The 17,546-nt window shown below is 41.7% G+C and carries 15 protein-coding genes; 13 read left to right on the top strand and 2 right to left on the bottom strand.

Features of this window, described 5'->3' with window-relative positions; translation table 11 throughout:
• Positions 1 to 129: 129 nt before the first annotated feature.
• The 5 genes from purE (at position 130) to purB (ending at position 4,051) form a co-directional block, all read left to right on the top strand.
• Positions 130 to 621: a 5-(carboxyamino)imidazole ribonucleotide mutase gene (purE, locus tag HMPREF2628_RS04560; protein ID WP_070842463.1), complete on the top strand. Its 492-nt coding sequence runs from the start codon at positions 130 to 132 to the stop codon at positions 619 to 621.
• Positions 608 to 1,687 (top strand): 5-(carboxyamino)imidazole ribonucleotide synthase, encoded by a 1,080-nt coding sequence (gene purK / locus HMPREF2628_RS04555; protein ID WP_070842462.1) that lies wholly within the window; start codon positions 608 to 610, stop codon positions 1,685 to 1,687. Before purE ends, purK begins: the two co-directional genes overlap by 14 nt.
• Before the next feature lie 129 nt (positions 1,688 to 1,816).
• Entirely contained in the window at positions 1,817 to 2,041 is a 225-nt protein-coding gene (locus HMPREF2628_RS04550; RefSeq protein WP_020902266.1) for a hypothetical protein, read from the top strand.
• Positions 2,042 to 2,054: 13 nt separating this feature from the next.
• Entirely contained in the window at positions 2,055 to 2,750 is a 696-nt protein-coding gene (locus HMPREF2628_RS04545) for a hypothetical protein (RefSeq protein WP_020902267.1), read from the top strand.
• Positions 2,751 to 2,752: 2 nt separating this feature from the next.
• Positions 2,753 to 4,051, top strand: a complete 1,299-nt coding sequence (gene purB / locus HMPREF2628_RS04540; protein ID WP_070842461.1) for an adenylosuccinate lyase — start codon at positions 2,753 to 2,755, stop codon at positions 4,049 to 4,051.
• Positions 4,052 to 4,105: 54 nt separating this feature from the next.
• Here purB and strH read toward each other — a convergent pair whose 3' ends face one another.
• Both strH and HMPREF2628_RS04530 read right to left on the bottom strand, forming a co-directional pair.
• Complete coding sequence (gene strH, locus HMPREF2628_RS04535) at positions 4,106 to 8,302, bottom strand: LPXTG-anchored beta-N-acetylhexosaminidase StrH (protein WP_070842479.1); 4,197 nt, start codon at positions 8,300 to 8,302, stop codon at positions 4,106 to 4,108.
• Between the two features lie 317 nt (positions 8,303 to 8,619).
• Positions 8,620 to 9,336 (bottom strand): GntR family transcriptional regulator, encoded by a 717-nt coding sequence (locus tag HMPREF2628_RS04530; protein WP_042749780.1) that lies wholly within the window; start codon positions 9,334 to 9,336, stop codon positions 8,620 to 8,622.
• Positions 9,337 to 9,655: 319 nt separating this feature from the next.
• Here HMPREF2628_RS04530 and HMPREF2628_RS04525 point away from each other — a divergent pair, with 319 nt between their 5' ends.
• The 8 genes from HMPREF2628_RS04525 to HMPREF2628_RS04490 form a co-directional block, all read left to right on the top strand.
• The gene (locus tag HMPREF2628_RS04525; RefSeq protein ID WP_070842460.1) at positions 9,656 to 11,443 is read left to right on the top strand and encodes a glycoside hydrolase family 35 protein; all 1,788 of its coding nucleotides are present in this window, start codon (positions 9,656 to 9,658) and stop codon (positions 11,441 to 11,443) included.
• Entirely contained in the window at positions 11,440 to 11,916 is a 477-nt protein-coding gene (locus tag HMPREF2628_RS04520) for a PTS sugar transporter subunit IIB (protein ID WP_000156970.1), read from the top strand. Before HMPREF2628_RS04525 ends, HMPREF2628_RS04520 begins: the two co-directional genes overlap by 4 nt.
• A gap of 26 nt (positions 11,917 to 11,942) precedes the next feature.
• Positions 11,943 to 12,848, top strand: coding sequence for a PTS mannose/fructose/sorbose/N-acetylgalactosamine transporter subunit IIC (locus HMPREF2628_RS04515; protein WP_000617013.1), 906 nt, complete (start codon positions 11,943 to 11,945; stop codon positions 12,846 to 12,848).
• A complete protein-coding gene (locus tag HMPREF2628_RS04510) occupies positions 12,835 to 13,656 on the top strand; it encodes a PTS system mannose/fructose/sorbose family transporter subunit IID (protein WP_070842459.1) in 822 nt (273 codons plus the stop codon). Before HMPREF2628_RS04515 ends, HMPREF2628_RS04510 begins: the two co-directional genes overlap by 14 nt.
• Before the next feature lie 3 nt (positions 13,657 to 13,659).
• Entirely contained in the window at positions 13,660 to 14,064 is a 405-nt protein-coding gene (locus tag HMPREF2628_RS04505) for a PTS sugar transporter subunit IIA (protein ID WP_020903318.1), read from the top strand.
• Between the two features lie 205 nt (positions 14,065 to 14,269).
• Positions 14,270 to 15,436, top strand: a complete 1,167-nt coding sequence (locus tag HMPREF2628_RS04500) for an SIS domain-containing protein (protein WP_070842458.1) — start codon at positions 14,270 to 14,272, stop codon at positions 15,434 to 15,436.
• Between the two features lie 116 nt (positions 15,437 to 15,552).
• Positions 15,553 to 16,590, top strand: a complete 1,038-nt coding sequence (locus tag HMPREF2628_RS04495) for an aldose epimerase family protein (protein ID WP_070842457.1) — start codon at positions 15,553 to 15,555, stop codon at positions 16,588 to 16,590.
• A gap of 181 nt (positions 16,591 to 16,771) precedes the next feature.
• The coding region (locus HMPREF2628_RS04490) for a YSIRK-type signal peptide-containing protein (protein WP_142350495.1) at positions 16,772 to 17,546 on the top strand (775 nt) is incomplete at its 3' end.

Below are 17,546 nucleotides of genomic sequence, written 5' to 3'. Positions count from 1 at the left end.
GAACAGTATCTGTTCTGGTCTAGGGAAACTTTGAGACCCTAGGCTCAAAGTTTAGGAATGAAACCGAAGGTTTGCTTCCGTCCCCACCACCTAAGACCATTATCAAAAAAGAAGAAAAAAGGAAAAATTATGACTAAACCAATTATTTCCATCATCATGGGCTCAAAATCTGACTGGGCAACCATGCAAAAAACAGCAGAAGTCCTAGACCGCTTCGGTGTAGCCTACGAAAAGAAAGTTGTCTCTGCCCACCGCACACCTGACCTCATGTTCAAACATGCCGAGGAAGCACGGAGTCGCGGTATCAAGATCATTATTGCAGGTGCGGGTGGCGCAGCCCACTTGCCAGGAATGGTAGCAGCAAAAACAACTCTTCCTGTCATCGGGGTGCCTGTCAAATCACGTGCTCTTAGTGGCGTGGACTCGCTCTACTCTATCGTACAGATGCCGGGCGGTGTGCCTGTGGCGACAATGGCTATCGGTGAAGCTGGTGCGACAAATGCGGCTCTCTTCGCCCTCCGTCTTCTTTCAGTAGAGGATCAGGCCATCGCGACAGCTTTGGCAGATTTCGCAGAAGAACAAGGAAAAATCGCAGAGGAGTCGTCAAATGAGCTCATCTAAAACAATCGGAATTATCGGTGGCGGCCAGCTGGGTCAAATGATGGCTATTTCTGCTATCTACATGGGCCACAAGGTTATCGCGCTAGATCCTGCGGCTGATTGCCCAGCCTCTCGCGTGGCGGAAATCATCGTGGCACCTTATAACGATGTGGATGCCCTCCGTCAGTTGGCGGAGCGTTGCGATGTCTTGACTTATGAGTTTGAGAATGTCGATGCTGACGGTCTGGATGTTGTTATCAAAGATGGACAACTTCCACAAGGGACAGACCTGCTTCGCATCTCCCAAAATCGCATCTTTGAAAAGGACTTCCTCTCAAACAAGGCTCAAGTCACTGTGGCACCATACAAGATTGTGACTTCTAGCCAAGACTTGGCAGATATTGACCTGGCCAAAAACTATGTCCTCAAGACTGCGACTGGTGGTTATGATGGCCATGGACAAAAGGTCATTCGCTCAGCAGAAGATTTGGAAGAAGCCTATGCGTTAGTAGATTCAGCAGACTGCGTTTTGGAAGAATTTGTCAACTTTGACCTTGAAATTTCTGTCATCGTGTCAGGAAATGGTAAGGATGTGACAGTCTTCCCTGTTCAGGAAAATATCCACCGCAACAACATTCTGTCTAAGACCATCGTGCCAGCCCGCATTTCAGAAAGTCTAGCTGAAAAAGCAAAAGCCATGGCCGTGAGAATCGCTGAGCAACTCAACTTGTCTGGAACGCTCTGTGTGGAAATGTTTGCGACAGCTGACGACATTATCGTCAATGAGATTGCTCCACGTCCACACAATTCAGGTCACTACTCAATCGAAGCCTGTGACTTCTCCCAGTTTGACACTCATATTCTGGGAGTTCTGGGAGCACCATTGCCCGCCATTAAACTGCATGCACCAGCTGTTATGCTCAACGTTCTCGGCCAGCATGTCGAGACCGCTGAAAAATATGTCACAGAAAATCCAAGCGTCCATCTCCACATGTATGGTAAAATAGAAGCGAAACACAACCGCAAGATGGGACACGTGACTTTGTTTAGTGATATGCCGGATAGCGTGGAGGAGTTTGGGGAGTAAGACAGGACCCCAGTTATAAGGTCCGTTGTCTTACCCCTGCAAAGTTGACTAGGCTTGTCGCAGACGAAACATCGGCAAGAGGAGTCAGTCAACTACTGCTGGAAAGGGATTGATTTTTAGGAGTTGCCTATGATTAAAATCATTGTTCATGCCTATGTCCAAGCTGACAAAGAAAAAGCCGTCGTTGAAGTCGTATTTGCGTCAGCAGACGAGCAAGCTGTTTATGATAAATTGGCTGAATTGACAAAACAGTTTCCGAATGACTATCTTGCCATCTATGATTTACCACAAGATACGGACTTGAACCAGTTGGCACATTATCCCTCTGTGGCGATTGGGAAAGAGGATTTTTAGGAGGAAAATTAAAATGGCGACATTATTAACTGCTGTCGGTAATACAATTTGGGACTTCCAAATAAAAGATTTTATAACAATTGGAATTTCAGCACTTGCATTATTATTTTCTGGGATTAGTCTAGCAGTAAGTTTTCTATCATTTAGAAGAAATAGTACAAAATTGAAAGTAACGCAATTAATTTTTAGACCTACCCCTCTTTCAGAGGGTGCATTGCCTAATAAACTTTATTTGGATCGTGAGCAAGATCAAAGCCTATGGTCTCAAATACCTATGGTTTACCTATTAGTATATCTAAAAATCGATAATCTGAGTTATACCCCGATTTCATTAAACAGAGTTATTATTAATGGAAACTTTGTAGTTACTATGGCAAATAGATTTAAGTTTAGAGAGAGCGGTTTAAGTTTAGCTCATTTTGCTTCTGAGGATAGTCATTTACAAGATCTTCAGCGTTTTGGGACCGCAATCCCCATGTCGGTAACAGGATTGAAGAAAGATGACTACAATTTTATTACTATTGGAGATAGAATTGAAGCAAAATCAACACTTGAGGGAGTATTGATAGTCCAAGGAAGTATTGATTTATATAATGCTATTAATGATGGAAACAATCAATTAGAAATTTGTACCCCAGATAAAAACTTTAAAGTTGATGTAGAAATTGCCAAAACAAAGATTTACAATTTTGATGAAGGAGAAAAATAAACATGCTAAACCGTTATTCACGCCCTGAGATGGCGAACATTTGGAGTGAAGAAAATAAATACCGTGCTTGGCTTGAGGTGGAAATCTTGGCTGACGAGGCATGGGCTGAGTTGGGGGAAATCCCTAAGGAAGATGTAGCTTTGATTCGCGAAAAAGCGGACTTTGACATCGACCGTATTTTGGAGATTGAGCAAGAGACTCGTCACGATGTGGTTGCCTTCACACGTGCGGTTTCTGAGACTCTTGGTGAAGAGCGCAAGTGGGTTCACTATGGGTTGACTTCTACCGACGTGGTGGATACGGCCTACGGTTACCTCTACAAGCAGGCCAACGACATTATCCGTCGTGACCTTGAAAACTTTACCAACATCATCGCTGACAAGGCTAAGGAGCACAAGTTCACTATTATGATGGGGCGTACTCATGGTGTTCACGCTGAGCCGACAACCTTTGGTCTTAAATTGGCGACTTGGTACAGTGAAATGAAGCGCAATATAGAGCGTTTCGAGCATGCGGCTGCTGGTGTTGAAGCTGGTAAGATCTCTGGTGCGGTTGGAAACTTCGCCAACATCCCACCGTTTGTAGAGCAATACGTCTGCGACAAGCTTGGTATCCGTGCCCAAGAAATCTCTACACAGGTGCTTCCTCGTGATCTTCACGCTGAGTACTTTGCGGTTCTTGCCAGCATCGCGACTTCTATTGAGCGTATGGCGACTGAGATTCGTGGTTTGCAAAAATCAGAACAACGTGAAGTGGAAGAATTCTTTGCCAAAGGGCAAAAAGGTTCATCTGCTATGCCTCACAAACGCAACCCTATCGGTTCTGAAAACATGACAGGTTTGGCGCGTGTTATCCGTGGTCACATGATTACGGCCTATGAGAATGTTGCTCTCTGGCATGAACGTGATATCTCTCACTCATCAGCTGAACGTATCATAACACCGGATACGACTATTTTGATTGACTACATGCTCAACCGTTTTGGAAATATCGTCAAGAACTTGACAGTCTTCCCAGAAAACATGATCCGCAATATGAACTCTACTTTTGGTCTTATCTTTAGCCAACGTGCTATGTTGACCTTGATTGAGAAAGGCATGACCCGTGAGCAAGCCTATGACTTGGTGCAACCAAAAACAGCCTACTCTTGGGATAACCAAGTAGATTTCAAACCACTTCTCGAAGCAGATCCAGAGGTGACATCACGCCTCACGCAAGAAGAAATCGACGAAATCTTTAATCCTCTTTACTACACTAAACGAGTGGATGATATCTTTGACCGTCTTGGACTGGGTGATTAATTAAAAAATAAACAGCGAGCTTTGATCTCGCTGTTTATTTTTTATCGAAAAGACTTAGTCTTCTTTTCTTTTAGTGAGTCCATAGGCTGCTAGTGAGGCCATGAGTCCTGCGACTACTAGTCCTGCAGAATCGTGACTTCCTGTTTCAGGAAGTTTTTTCTCTGTTGCCACAGGAGCTGGACCTTGAGGAAGAGCTTTGTTTTCCTCAGCAGGAGCAGTTGCTGGAGCTGGTTGGCTTGGGATTTCTAGTTTTGGTTTTTCTTCAGCAATAGAGGCTTGTCCGTTTTCATCGCCTACATGTGTTACCATAGTTCCGACTTCGACTATTTGAGTAACGGCTTCCTGTGCTACGACACTATTTACAAGAGTTTTCACTTCCTTGCCATCAACAGTGCTCACAGAGTAGAAGTTGCTACGATGTCCATTGACGCCCTTAGTAATGACTTGTGTTTTTCCTTTGAGTAAGAGTGGATTTTCACGAGTCACTGTGGTAAATGGAATTTCTTCTTCTTGGATATCCAGTCTAGGTTTTGTTTCTGCAACTGGAGCAAGATCATGTTCATCACCTACATGTGTTACCATAGTTCCGACTTCAACAATTTGAGTAACTGCTTCTTTGGTTACAAGACTATCTACAAGTGTTTTCACTTCCTTATCATCGGCAGAAGTGTTCACAGAGTAGAAGTTGCTACGATGTCCATTAACGCCCTTAGTAATGACTTGTGTTTTTCCTTTGAGTAAGAGTGGATTTTCACGAGTCACTGTGGTAAATGGAATTTCTTCCTCTTGAACATCTAGTCTAGGTTTTACCTCAGTAGTTGGTGCAAGACCACTTTCATCACCCTTGTGAGTTACAGGAGCGCCGACTTCAACCACTTGGTTTACAACTTCTTTGGTTACCTGGCTATCAAGGACTGTTTCTGTTGTTTTTCCATTTTCAGTGAGTACAGAGATGTAATGAGTTCGTTCACCTTTGACTCCTGCTGTAATAATATTTTCCTGACCAGCTGGGAGGTTAGGATTTTCTTTCTTGATAACTTCAAATGGAATTTCTTCAGTTCTTGTGATGAGTTCTGGACTGGTTTCAACATTGGCAGCCACTTCATTTTCATCCAGGCTTCCTGAATGAGTTGCAGCTGGTTTGAGGCCTTGAAGAGCAGCTTTGAGCTTACCTACTAGTGCGTCTAGTTCAGCTTGTTTGCTGCGGTTGAGGTTAAGGTTCAGTCCATCTTTTGCTGCCTTGAGTGCAGCTAGGCTTTCTGTGCTATATCCTTCTAAGTTTTCAGGAATTTTAGCTAATTCTTCGCGGAGAGCATTATAATTAGCACGGAAGTAGTCTTTGTTGTGGTCTGCAAAGGCAGTCATAAGTTCAAAGATTTCTTCTTCCTTGTACTCAGCGCTTGGTCTATCTGCCCAGATAGCAAGCATACTTCCGACTGTTGGAAGGTCTACTTCAGGATATTTGGTAGAAGCTAGTTGATTGAATGGTGTTTTTCCAGTATTCTCAATAGCTTTTTTGAGGAAACCACCACCATCTTCTGGTTTTTGACCGAGAATGTAGTACCAGTCACCGTTGGTATTCAAGAACTTATAACCCTTGCTTGCTAGGTATTGAGGTGATGCGAGGTTGTAGCCCCACCAGCCTTTAGACCAGTAAGAAATCAAGACATCTTTGTCAAACTGAACATCGTCTTTGTCCTCATAATAGAAGCCATCGTTGAAGGCCATTGGTTGAAGCCCTCTTTCCTTAGCCATAGCAGCAAGGCTGTTAGAATAGTCTGCGAACTTGTTATAGAGTCCATACCATTTGAGGTAGTACCAACCTTGAGCGTTTGTCGCATCATTGGCATACTCATCTGTACCATAGTTGAAAATCTTTGATTTATCAGCAAAGTAATCCATATACTTACCGATAAGGGCTTTGGTAAAGTTAAGGGCTTCTTGATTTTCAAGGTCCATCGTGGTTTTTGAAACTTTATCAAAGTTGGCTTGAGGATTCGCGATGCCAAGTTTTTCCATGGCAACGAGCATAGCATCCATATGCCCTGGGCTATTAATAGCTGGAATCAGACCAATACCTTTTTCCTTAGCGTATTTAGCAAGCTCTGTCACTTCTGCCTGTGTTAGTGCAGTTCCGTTTGGATCATCGTAGTAAGCTTTTGTTCCTTCAATGATGGCATTTTTGACATCGTCACTTGCATAAGTTTTTCCGTTAGCAGTGATAGTCATGTCATCAAGTAGAAAGCGAAGCCCATCATTTCCTAGGAGGAGATGCACATCAGAATATCCGAGCTCACTGGCCTTATCTACGATGCGTTTGAGTTGGTCAAGAGTAAAGTATTTGCGTCCAGCATCGATTGAAACTACCTTGTTTTTGGCAAGTTTTTCAACTTCACGTTTAGCTTCTTCTTCTTTTTGAGCTTCTGGTGTGAAGGTCAAATTGCTGACTGCTTCTTGAAGTTTTGCAATTGCTTGGTCAATCGTGTCTTGTTGGGCACGGCTGAGGTTGCTATCAAGTGAACGGATGGCTTTTGCCGCTTCGTTAACCGCTGCGACACTTTCTGCAGTATAACGGTTAAGGTCTTTTGGTACCTCGTTAAGTGCTTTTTCTGCAGACTCATAATCAGCTGCGAAGTATTCAGCGTTAGAATTTGCGAATTGCCGCATGAGTTTGAAGAGTCGTGATGGTGAATAACGTGCAGATGGAGTGTCAGCCCAAGCAGCTACCATACCACCGATGATTGGGATATCAGCTCCTTCTGTTTTTGGTACAGAAGTGATTGGTGTGTTTTTAATACCATTGAGCCCCTGATCGAGATTGTACCAACCTTGGCCATCTGCATTTCGCCCAAGAACATAGTACCAAGCATCGTTAGTGTTTAGGATTTGGTGACCTTTTTCTACTAGAAGTTTAGAAGAAGCGACGTCGTAACCTCCCCAACCACCAGTCCACATTGAAACGATGATATCTTTGTCAAAAGTTCCGAAGCTAGTATCACTATTGTAGTAAATACCATCATTGAAGGCCATTGGTTTTAGACCGTGCGATTTTACAATACGAGCTAGGTCATTGGCGTAGGCAATAAATTTTTCATAGCCTTTTACAGGGTAGCCTTCGTTTGGATAGTATTTATCAGCTTGAAGAACGCTCCAACCTTTAGCGTTTGTTGCATCATTGGCATATTCATCCAGTCCGATGTTGAAGATTTCAGTCTTTTTCGCGAAATAAGCAGCATATTTATCGATAAGGGCTTTTGTAAAAGCGACTGCTTGTTCGTTGTCAAGATCGACAGTACGGGCTGATTCCTTCCCAAAATAGTTAAAGTTAGGGTTTTGGATTCCCAATTCTTTCATGGCATTGAGGATTGCATCCATGTGACCAGGACTATTTACTGTTGGAATGAGACCGATACCTTTATCTTTGGCATAGTTAATCAAATCTGTCATTTGACTTTCTGTTAAGTGATTGCCGTTTGGATCGTTGTAATAATCATTTGTACCTTTTTCAATGGCACGTTTGACATCGTCACTGGCATAGGTCTTGCCGTTAGATGTGATGCTCATATCGTCCAACATGAAGCGGAGTCCATCATTTCCAACTAATAGGTGTAAATCAGTGTAGCCATAATGTTTCGCTTTATCGATAATTTCCTTGAGTTGTTCTGGTGAGAAATATTTACGTCCAGCATCAATAGAAACAATTTTCTTTTTCGCTAGTTTTTCATTTACAGTTGTAGCACGTTCCTTTCCTGCCTCTGTTGCCAGTTTGTCAGCCTCTGCTTTCGCTTCATCTTTTTTAGCTGGTTTATCCTTGTCAGTCTTGTCTGTATTTGACTCTTTAGAATCAGCCTCTTTCTTAGGGCTAGCTTCTTCTGCCTTTTTATTAGCAGTTTCTTTTTCAGCAGAAGTTGGAGTTACCACTTCTGCTTTATCACTAGGAGTTGAACTAACTTCCTCTTGTGGTTTTTCTTCTGTTTTTGGACGACTAACTACCTTATCAGTAGCTGGAATGTCTGTTTCTACAGTTTTTGGAGCTTCTGGTTGAAGCTCTGCTTTAGGTGTTTCCTCAGTCCGATTTTCGGATGATTGAGGGGAATTAGAAACCGTATGGATGGTCGGTTGGTTTTCTGTAGTAGGAGTAACTCCATCGGCTGCAACAGTCTGTGCTTGGAAGGCGAATCCAATTAGAACAGAAGCTGCTCCTACAGCGTATTTACGAATAGAAAAACGCTGTTGTTTTTCATGTTTCATTGCAAAACCTCCTGATTGCATTGTTATATTGATAGCGTTTACATAAATCAACACCTTTATTTTATTTCTTATATTAACGAGAGTCAAGAGGAGATGACAAAAAACTATAATAAGTATAAAAAAATATAAAATTTAAACTTAAGATTTCAGATTGGTCGGAAAAGATACATATATATATCTAGTAGAATCTTTTTGGTTCTATTTCTATAAAATACTCCACAAATTATAGAATCTTCCAAAAATAGGTAAGCGCTACCTTTTTGGTGTGGTATAATAAGTATAGAAAAAGCCCAGGCGTTTAGGCTCAGGCTTTCTTCTTAGTGATCACGGTCACATGAAATGAATTTGATTTTGTAGTAATCCGCTCGTTTGTATGTTTCGCTGAATGCGAGAACTTGACCAGTAGACTCTAGTTTAGTAGTCTTGGTTTGTAAAACGGTTGGGAATTGTTCATCGACTCCGAGGACCGAAGCCGCATGTTCTGGAGTTGGAAATGCTATTTCATTGATTTCTTCAAAATGTTCATCATTCATGTGAATGTGGTAATCCAATTTGAAACGGTTATAGATAGAGCTATAATATTCAAGATTTGGATAATTTGCGTTGATGTATTGTTCTGGAATGTAAGATGTATGGTAGATGTAGACAACACCACCTGTTTCGCGTACGCGTTCAATCTTGTAGTAGAACTGATCTCCGCGTAGTCCGAGTTTTTCTAAGTAGCTTAGTTTGTTTCCACGCTCAATAGAAAGGACGGTAACTTTATCATCTTTAGTTTCAAAAACTTCTACATCTGAAAACTCAACGAGTTTATGTTTGCGTGCGCGTGAAACGAATGTACCCTTTCCTTGTTGACGGACAATATAGCCATCCTTGGCAAGGTCGTTTAAGGCGCGGACAACTGTGATAGAACTCACATCATACATTGCAATCAATTCAGCTTCAGTGTAGAATTTATCTCCACTGGCAAATTGACCAGAAATGATTTTGTTCTTTAACTCATCTTTAATATATTGATACTTTGGAATTGCCATATTTTCACCTCGATTTTCCTTCTCCGTTAAAGATTTTACCATAAAACTGGAAAGAATAGTAGCCTTTTGAATAAAAAAATTAGAATAATAGGCTATAAGGTTAATTTACATAGGAATAAATAGAAAAATCTACATTTTTATACATGGTACTAAAATGTTGTTATGACTATAAATTACAAGATTTTTATAAGTTTTTTGTGTAAAATTTAGTGAAAAATGAAAAAAATTGTGAAAACCTATTGACAAATGTAAGATATTGAGATATATTTACTATATCAACAAATGAAAGCGTAAACTTTAGTTGTCAGAAGGTAAGAATATGACACGATTTGAGATACGAGATGATTTTTATCTCGATGGAAAATCATTTAAGATTTTATCTGGCGCCATTCATTATTTTAGGGTTCCTCCAGAAGATTGGTATCATTCGCTCTATAACTTGAAGGCTCTTGGTTTTAATACAGTAGAAACTTATGTAGCTTGGAATTTACATGAGCCTCGTGAGGGTGAGTTTCACTTTGAAGGAGCTCTGGATTTGGAGCGATTTCTTCAGACAGCACAAGATTTGGGTCTCTACGCTATCGTTCGTCCCTCTCCCTTCATCTGTGCGGAGTGGGAATTCGGTGGCTTACCAGCTTGGCTTTTAACCAAAGATATGAGGCTTCGTTCCTCAGATCCTGCTTATATTGAAGCTGTCGGTCGCTACTATGACCAGCTCTTGTCACGGTTGGTGCCACATTTGTTGGACAATGGTGGCAATATCCTCATGATGCAGGTTGAAAATGAATATGGTTCTTATGGAGAAGATAAGGCTTATCTGAGAGCAATTCGACAGTTGATGGAAGAGCGTGGCGTAACCTGTCCCCTCTTTACATCAGATGGTCCATGGCGAGCTACTCTGAAAGCTGGAACTTTGATCGAAGATGATCTCTTTGTGACAGGGAATTTTGGTTCTAAAGCTCCGTACAACTTTTCACAGATGCAGGAATTCTTTGATGAACATGGCAAGAAATGGCCGCTCATGTGTATGGAGTTCTGGGATGGCTGGTTCAATCGTTGGAAAGAACCGATTATCACACGGGATCCCAAAGAATTGGCAGATGCAGTTCGAGAGGTTTTGGAACAAGGCTCTATCAATCTTTACATGTTCCATGGTGGTACAAACTTTGGTTTCATGAATGGTTGCTCGGCTCGAGGAACTCTGGATTTGCCACAAGTTACATCTTATGATTACGATGCCCTTCTTGATGAGGAAGGAAATCCAACTGCCAAATATCTGGCAGTCAAGAAGATGATGGCAACACATTTTCCAGAGTATCCGCAGTTGGAACCACTCTACAAAGAGAGTATGGAGTTAGATGCTATTCCACTAGTTGAAAAAGTTTCCTTGTTTGAAACCTTGGATAGCTTATCTAGTCCTGTAGAAAGCCTTTATCCTAAAAAGATGGAGGAGTTGGGACAAAGCTATGGCTATCTACTCTATCGAACAGAAACAAACTGGGATGCAGAAGAAGAAAGACTTCGTATCATTGATGGTCGAGATAGGGCTCAGCTTTATGTCGATGGTCAGTGGGTCGAAACCCAATATCAGACAGAGATTGGGGAAGATATTTTTTATCAAGGTGAAAAGAAAGCGCTATCTAGGCTAGATATCTTGGTAGAAAATATGGGACGTGTCAACTATGGACACAAGTTCTTAGCGGATACGCAACGTAAGGGAATTCGGACAGGGGTTTGTAAGGATTTGCACTTCTTACTAAACTGGAAACACTATCCACTCCCACTAGACAATCCTGAGAAAATTGATTTTTCAAAAGGATGGACAGAAGGACAACCAGCATTTTACGCTTATGACTTTACAGTCCAAGAGCCAAAAGATACTTACCTAGACTTATCTGAGTTTGGTAAGGGAGTTGCCTTTGTCAATGGGCAGAATCTAGGACGTTTTTGGAACGTCGGCCCAACCCTCTCGCTTTATATTCCTCATAGTTTCCTCAAGGAAGGAGATAACCGCATCATCATCTTTGAAACAGAAGGTGAATATAAAGAAGAGATTTATTTAACTCGTAAACCTACACTAAAACATATAAAGGGGGAAAACTTATGACAATTGTAGGATGCCGTATCGATGGACGTTTGATCCACGGACAAGTAGCCAATCTTTGGGCTGGAAAACTAAATGTTTCACGTATTATGGTTGTAGATGACGAAGTTGTCAACAACGACGTTGAAAAGAGTGGTTTGAAACTCGCGACACCACCAGGTGTGAAATTGAGTATTTTGCCAATTGAAAAAGCGGCAGCCAATATTCTTGCTGGTAAATATGATAGCCAACGTCTCTTTATCGTGGCTCGTAAACCAGACCGCTTCCTTGGTTTGGTCGAAGCAGGTGTACCACTTGAAACTCTCAATGTTGGGAATATGTCTCAAACACCAGAAACTCGTGCCATCACACGTTCTATCAACGTAGTGGATAAGGATGTGGAAGACTTCCACAAACTGGCAGAAAAAGGTGTTAAACTTACTGCTCAAATGGTTCCAAATGATCCAATTTCAGACTTTTTGAGCTTATTAAAATAGGAAAAAATTTTTAGGAGGTCATTGTTATGATACAATGGTGGCAAATTTTACTTCTCACTTTGTACTCAGCTTATCAAATCTGTGATGAGTTGACGATCGTTTCATCTGCAGGTTCCCCTGTATTTGCTGGTTTTATTACTGGTTTAATTATGGGAGATGTGACTACTGGTCTGCTTATCGGTGGTAACTTGCAATTATTCGTTCTTGGGGTTGGTACCTTCGGTGGTGCTTCTCGTATCGACGCAACTTCTGGTGCGGTTCTTGCAACAGCCTTCTCTGTTTCACAAGGAATTGATACAGCACTTGCGATTACAACAATCGCTGTGCCAGTAGCAGCTCTCTTGACTTACTTCGACGTTCTTGGACGTATGACAACTACTTTCTTCGCTCACCGTGTGGATGCTGCAATCGAACGCTTTGACTATAAAGGTATCGAACGCAACTACCTACTTGGTGCGATTCCATGGGCTTTATCTCGTGCCCTTCCAGTCTTCTTCGCGCTTGCCTTTGGTGGTGCCTTCGTACAATCAGTAGTAGACTTAGTTGAAGCCTACAAATGGGTTGCGGATGGTTTGACACTTGCAGGTCGTATGCTTCCAGGTCTTGGATTTGCAATCTTGCTTCGTTACCTTCCAGTTAAACGTAACCTTCACTACCTTGCAATGGGATTTGGTTTGACAGCTATGTTGACTGTTCTTTACTCATATGTAACAGGTCTTGGTGGCGCTGTTGCTGGTATCGTAGGTACTCTACCGAAAGATGTTGCTGAAAAAATTGGTTTCGTGAACAACTTCAAAGGTTTGTCTATGATCGGTATCTCTATCGTAGGTATCTTCCTTGCAGTGCTTCACTTCAAAAATAGCCAAAAAGTAGCTGTAGCAGCACCTTCTACACCATCAGAAAGTGGGGAAATCGAAGATGACGAATTCTAATTACAAACTTACAAAAGAAGATTTTAATCAAATCAACAAACGTAGCTTGTTTACTTTCCAATTAGGTTGGAACTACGAACGGATGCAAGCTTCTGGTTACCTTTACATGATCTTGCCTCAATTGCGTAAAATGTATGGGGATGGAACTCCTGAATTGAAAGAAATGATGAAAGTTCATACTCAATTCTTCAATACTTCACCATTCTTCCACACAATTATCGCTGGTTTTGACCTTGCCATGGAAGAAAAAGATGGTGTAGGTTCAAAAGATGCCGTTAACGGTATCAAGACAGGTTTGATGGGACCATTCGCTCCTCTTGGAGATACTATCTTTGGTTCACTTGTACCTGCTATCATGGGATCTATCGCAGCAACTATGGCTATCGCTGGCCAACCTTGGGGTATCTTCCTTTGGATTGCAGTTGCAGTAGCGTATGACATCTTCCGTTGGAAACAGTTGGAATTTGCCTACAAAGAAGGGGTTAACCTTATCAACAACATGCAAAGTACTTTGACAGCTTTGATTGACGCTGCATCTGTACTTGGTGTCTTCATGATGGGTGCTCTTGTAGCAACAATGATCAACTTTGAAGTTTCTTATAAATTGCCAATCGGTGAAAAGATGATTGACTTCCAAGATATCTTGAACTCAATCTTCCCACGCTTGCTTCCAGCAATCTTTACTGCCTTTATCTTCTGGTTGCTTGGTAAGAAAGGTATGAACTCTACAAAAGCAATTGGTATCATCATTGCTCTTGCCTTAGGTCTTTCATTCATCGGTAAATTCTTACTTGGAATGGGCGCATAATTTATGGCTAAATCATTAATTTTGGTGAGTCATGGTCGTTTCTGTGAAGAGCTTAAAGGTAGCACTGAAATGATCATGGGTCCACAAGACAATATTCATGCAGTGGCTCTTCTTCCAGAAGATGGTCCAGAAGAATTTACTGCAAAATTTGAAGCAGCTATTGAAGGTTTGGATGATTTCCTAGTCTTTGCGGATCTTCTCGGTGGAACACCATGTAACGTGGTAAGCCGTTTGATTATGGAAGGTCGTGACATCGAACTTTACGCAGGGATGAATCTTCCAATGGTGATTGAATTTATCAATGCGAGCCTTACAGGTGCAGATGCGGACTATAAGAACCGTGCTGCAGAAAGCATTGTGAAAGTTAATGACCTGTTAGCGGGCTTCGATGATGACGAAGATGAATAATACTCTTCGAAAATCAAATTCAAACTACGTCAACGTCGCCTTGCCGTACTCAAGTACAGCCTGCGGCTAGTTTCCTAGTTTGCTCTTTGATTTTCATTGAGTATACGATGTGACAACGTGAAAATCGTTAGAGCATTTTATATAGAATATACATGGGAATGGGGCTTACTCCCATTCCCATATTTAATAGAAAAAGAGGAAATCAATGCTACATTATACAAAAGAAGACTTGCTCGAATTGGGTGCAGAAATTACTACACGTGAAATCTACCAACAGCCTGATGTATGGAAAGAAGCTTTTGAATCTTACCAAGCAAAACGTGAAGAAATTGCAGCCTTCCTACAAGGGATTGCTGATAAACATGACTATATCAAGGTTATCTTGACAGGTGCTGGGACTTCTGCTTATGTGGGAGATACCTTGGTACCTTACTTTAAGGAAGTCTATGACGAACGCAAATGGAATTTCAATGCTATTGCGACAACAGATATCGTTGCCAATCCAGAAACTTATTTGAAAAAAGATGTGGCAACTGTACTTGTATCCTTTGCTCGTAGTGGGAACTCGCCTGAAAGTGTGGCGACTGTTGATTTGGCTAAAGCCTTGGTGGATGAGCTTTATCAAGTGACGATTACTTGTGCAGCAGATGGTAAATTGGCTCTTCAAGCTCATGGAGATGAACGCAATCTCTTGCTCTTGCAACCAGCTGCTTCTAATGATGCTGGATTTGCCATGACTTCTAGCTTTACGTCTATGATGTTGACAGCTCTCTTGGTCTTTGATCCTACAGAATTTGCTGTGAAAGCTGAACGTTTTGAAGTTGTATCTAGTCTTGCCCGTAAAATTCTAGACAATGCAGAAGATGTCAAAGAGCTTGTTGATTTAGACTTTAACCGCGTTATCTATCTAGGCGCTGGTCCTTTCTTTGGACTTGCTCATGAAGCTCAGCTCAAGATTTTGGAATTAACAGCTGGTCAAGTTGCGACCATGTATGAAAGTCCAGTCGGCTTCCGTCACGGTCCAAAATCACTGATCAACGAAGATACAGTTGTTTTGGTCTTTGGTACAACGACAGACTACACTCGTAAGTACGACTTGGACTTGGTTCGTGAAGTTGCTGGTGACCAGATTGCTCGTCGTGTCGTGCTTTTGAGTGATCAAGCCTTTGGTCTTGAAAATGTCAAAGAAGTGGCCCTTGGTTGTGGTGGTGTCTTGAATGATATTTACCGTGTCTTCCCTTACATCGTTTATGCCCAACTCTTTGCCCTATTGACTTCACTCAAGGTAGAAAATAAACCAGATACACCGTCTCCTACAGGTACAGTAAACCGTGTGGTACAAGGTGTTATCATCCATGAATATCAAAAGTAATACTGCGTTTATAGATTCTTGATAAAGGGGTTTGTAAATCATACAAGTAAACCATAGATTGTCAATTCGCTTTCTATGGTTTGTTTGATTGAGAGAAATAGAAAAAGGAGAAGAGAATGAAAGCATACACAGAGCGTGTATTTGGAAATGTTGAGGGCAAGGATGTCTTGGCCTATCGCTTTGAGACGGACGGTGGCTACCAGCTTGAGGTTATGACTTATGGTGCGACCATCTTGCGTTATGTCACACCTGACAAGGCTGGAAATTTTGCCAACGTTATTTTGGGATTTGATGACTTTAAAAGCTATGTGGGAAATAGTCCCAAGCATGGAGCTAGCGTAGGTCCTGTGGCAGGCCGTATCGCAGGTGCGAGTTTTGAATTAAATGGCAAGACCTATGAACTTGAAGTCAACAATGCTAGCAACTGTAACCATAGTGGTTCAACTGGTTGGGATTCCAGCTTGTTTGAACTAGTTGAAGTGAGCGACCATGGTTTGACCCTCTACACAGAGCGTACAGATGGGACAGGAGGATTTCCTGGAAATCTCAAGATTTGGATCAGTTATCACTTGGAAGAAACTGGTGCCTACGAAATCAGCTACAAGGTAACGACAGATCAGGATACGCTGGTCAATCCAACTAATCACAGCTACTTCAACTTGTCTGGTGATTTCACGCAGACGATTGACCGTCATGTCTTCCAACTAAATACAGAGGGCATTTACCCAATCGCTCCCGACGGTGTTCCTGCCAAAACTCCAGATGCTACTCGTGATGTGGTTAAACACATCTACAATGGTGCCTTATTGAAAGACATCTTTGCAGAAGAAGATGAGCAAATCCAGCTGGTATCAGGTTTGGATCATCCATTTGCCCTTCCTGCAGGTCATGACAATGCTGGATTCCTTTATGACCAAAACTCAGGTCGTTTCCTGCTCTTCAAGACAGAAGCTCCTTGCTTTGTAGTCTACACAGCAAACTTTGTGGATGAGAGTGTCATCATAGGAGGTCAGCCAATGGTACAGCATAATGGGATTGCCCTTGAAGCGCAAGCTTTACCAGATGCTATTCATAGCGACCTCAAAGACAAAGTTATTCTTAAAGCCGGTCAAACCTTTACAAGCAAGACACGTTATGAGATTGTTGTGAAATAAAAATTTAGAGATATGATAGGTATTCCAGAAATTAGGTATCTAATTTTAGGGATGCCTTTTATTATTCCCTTATTTGCATATCTATCCCTAGAATCTTTTAAAAAGTTGATGTATAATGGGAAGAGTTGTATATTTTGCTATAAATTAATATACTAATTTGAAAATGTAAAAAGAGGGGAATATGAATTTCAAAACTAGTGGAGAAAAAAGACAGAATTTCTCATTAAGAAAATTGGCAGTTGGCCTTGTATCTGTAGCAGTTGCGTGTTTCTTTTTGATGGGAACTGGCCTACAGACTGTATCTGCCCAAGAATCTCATGCCGTTAATTATACTTATGTTTTAGAGTCGGATTTGACTGATCAAGAGAAGACTCTCTTAGTTACATCCCTACCACAAGTAGCGGAAGAAACAGATGCTACCTACTATCTTGTTTATCGAGCAAATCAAGTACTACCCAACACAGGAACTAGCTCTTCCCTAGAAACTGCTGCCTTAGTGGCAGGCCTTAGTTTGCTGGTCGTAGTGGTTCTTAAGGGACGTGATGGCAAGAGCAAGATTAGTCGATTCTTGTTAGTAACCAGTCTAGGAAGCCAATTGCTGTCTCAAACTGTCCTTGCCTTGACTAGCGAAACACTAGCTGCCTATAACACTCAACTATCTGTTCAGGCAGGAGATGCTTTGCCAGCTCCGGTTGATATTACTGGTTATACATACATTGGATATGTGAAAAATAAAGTGACTGATGTTAAGCAATCAGATAAACAGAAGGCGCATGACAGCAAGTCTAACTTAGAAAATGTAGATAGCTCAACGATAGCGGAACAACAAGGAGGAACACCTTCTCCTATAGAGCCTCAACTACAAAAAAACAAAGAAACTGTAGTGCAAGCAAAGGGGAGCCAAGAGCCGGGTCATGAGGGTGATGCCCTAGTTCAACCATCGCAACCGACTTATA

Source organism: Streptococcus sp. HMSC063B03 (assembly GCF_001836965.1).
In the GTDB taxonomy this organism is placed as follows: domain Bacteria; phylum Bacillota; class Bacilli; order Lactobacillales; family Streptococcaceae; genus Streptococcus; species Streptococcus pneumoniae_F.
The sequence above is the reverse complement of the archived record's forward strand: the minus strand, read 5'-3'. Positions and strand labels throughout refer to the sequence as shown.

Bases quoted from the DNA above. Each gene is read 5' to 3' on its own strand.
- purE (WP_070842463.1), top strand. From the start codon at position 130: ATGACTAAACCAATTATTTCCATCATCATGGGCTCAAAATCTGACTGG.
- purK (WP_070842462.1), top strand. From the start codon at position 608: ATGAGCTCATCTAAAACAATCGGAATTATCGGTGGCGGCCAGCTGGGT.
- HMPREF2628_RS04550 (WP_020902266.1), top strand. From the start codon at position 1,817: ATGATTAAAATCATTGTTCATGCCTATGTCCAAGCTGACAAAGAAAAA.
- HMPREF2628_RS04545 (WP_020902267.1), top strand. From the start codon at position 2,055: ATGGCGACATTATTAACTGCTGTCGGTAATACAATTTGGGACTTCCAA.
- purB (WP_070842461.1), top strand. From the start codon at position 2,753: ATGCTAAACCGTTATTCACGCCCTGAGATGGCGAACATTTGGAGTGAA.
- strH (WP_070842479.1), bottom strand. From the start codon at position 8,302: ATGAAACATGAAAAACAACAGCGTTTTTCTATTCGTAAATACGCTGTA.
- HMPREF2628_RS04530 (WP_042749780.1), bottom strand. From the start codon at position 9,336: ATGGCAATTCCAAAGTATCAATATATTAAAGATGAGTTAAAGAACAAA.
- HMPREF2628_RS04525 (WP_070842460.1), top strand. From the start codon at position 9,656: ATGACACGATTTGAGATACGAGATGATTTTTATCTCGATGGAAAATCA.
- HMPREF2628_RS04520 (WP_000156970.1), top strand. From the start codon at position 11,440: ATGACAATTGTAGGATGCCGTATCGATGGACGTTTGATCCACGGACAA.
- HMPREF2628_RS04515 (WP_000617013.1), top strand. From the start codon at position 11,943: ATGATACAATGGTGGCAAATTTTACTTCTCACTTTGTACTCAGCTTAT.
- HMPREF2628_RS04510 (WP_070842459.1), top strand. From the start codon at position 12,835: ATGACGAATTCTAATTACAAACTTACAAAAGAAGATTTTAATCAAATC.
- HMPREF2628_RS04505 (WP_020903318.1), top strand. From the start codon at position 13,660: ATGGCTAAATCATTAATTTTGGTGAGTCATGGTCGTTTCTGTGAAGAG.
- HMPREF2628_RS04500 (WP_070842458.1), top strand. From the start codon at position 14,270: ATGCTACATTATACAAAAGAAGACTTGCTCGAATTGGGTGCAGAAATT.
- HMPREF2628_RS04495 (WP_070842457.1), top strand. From the start codon at position 15,553: ATGAAAGCATACACAGAGCGTGTATTTGGAAATGTTGAGGGCAAGGAT.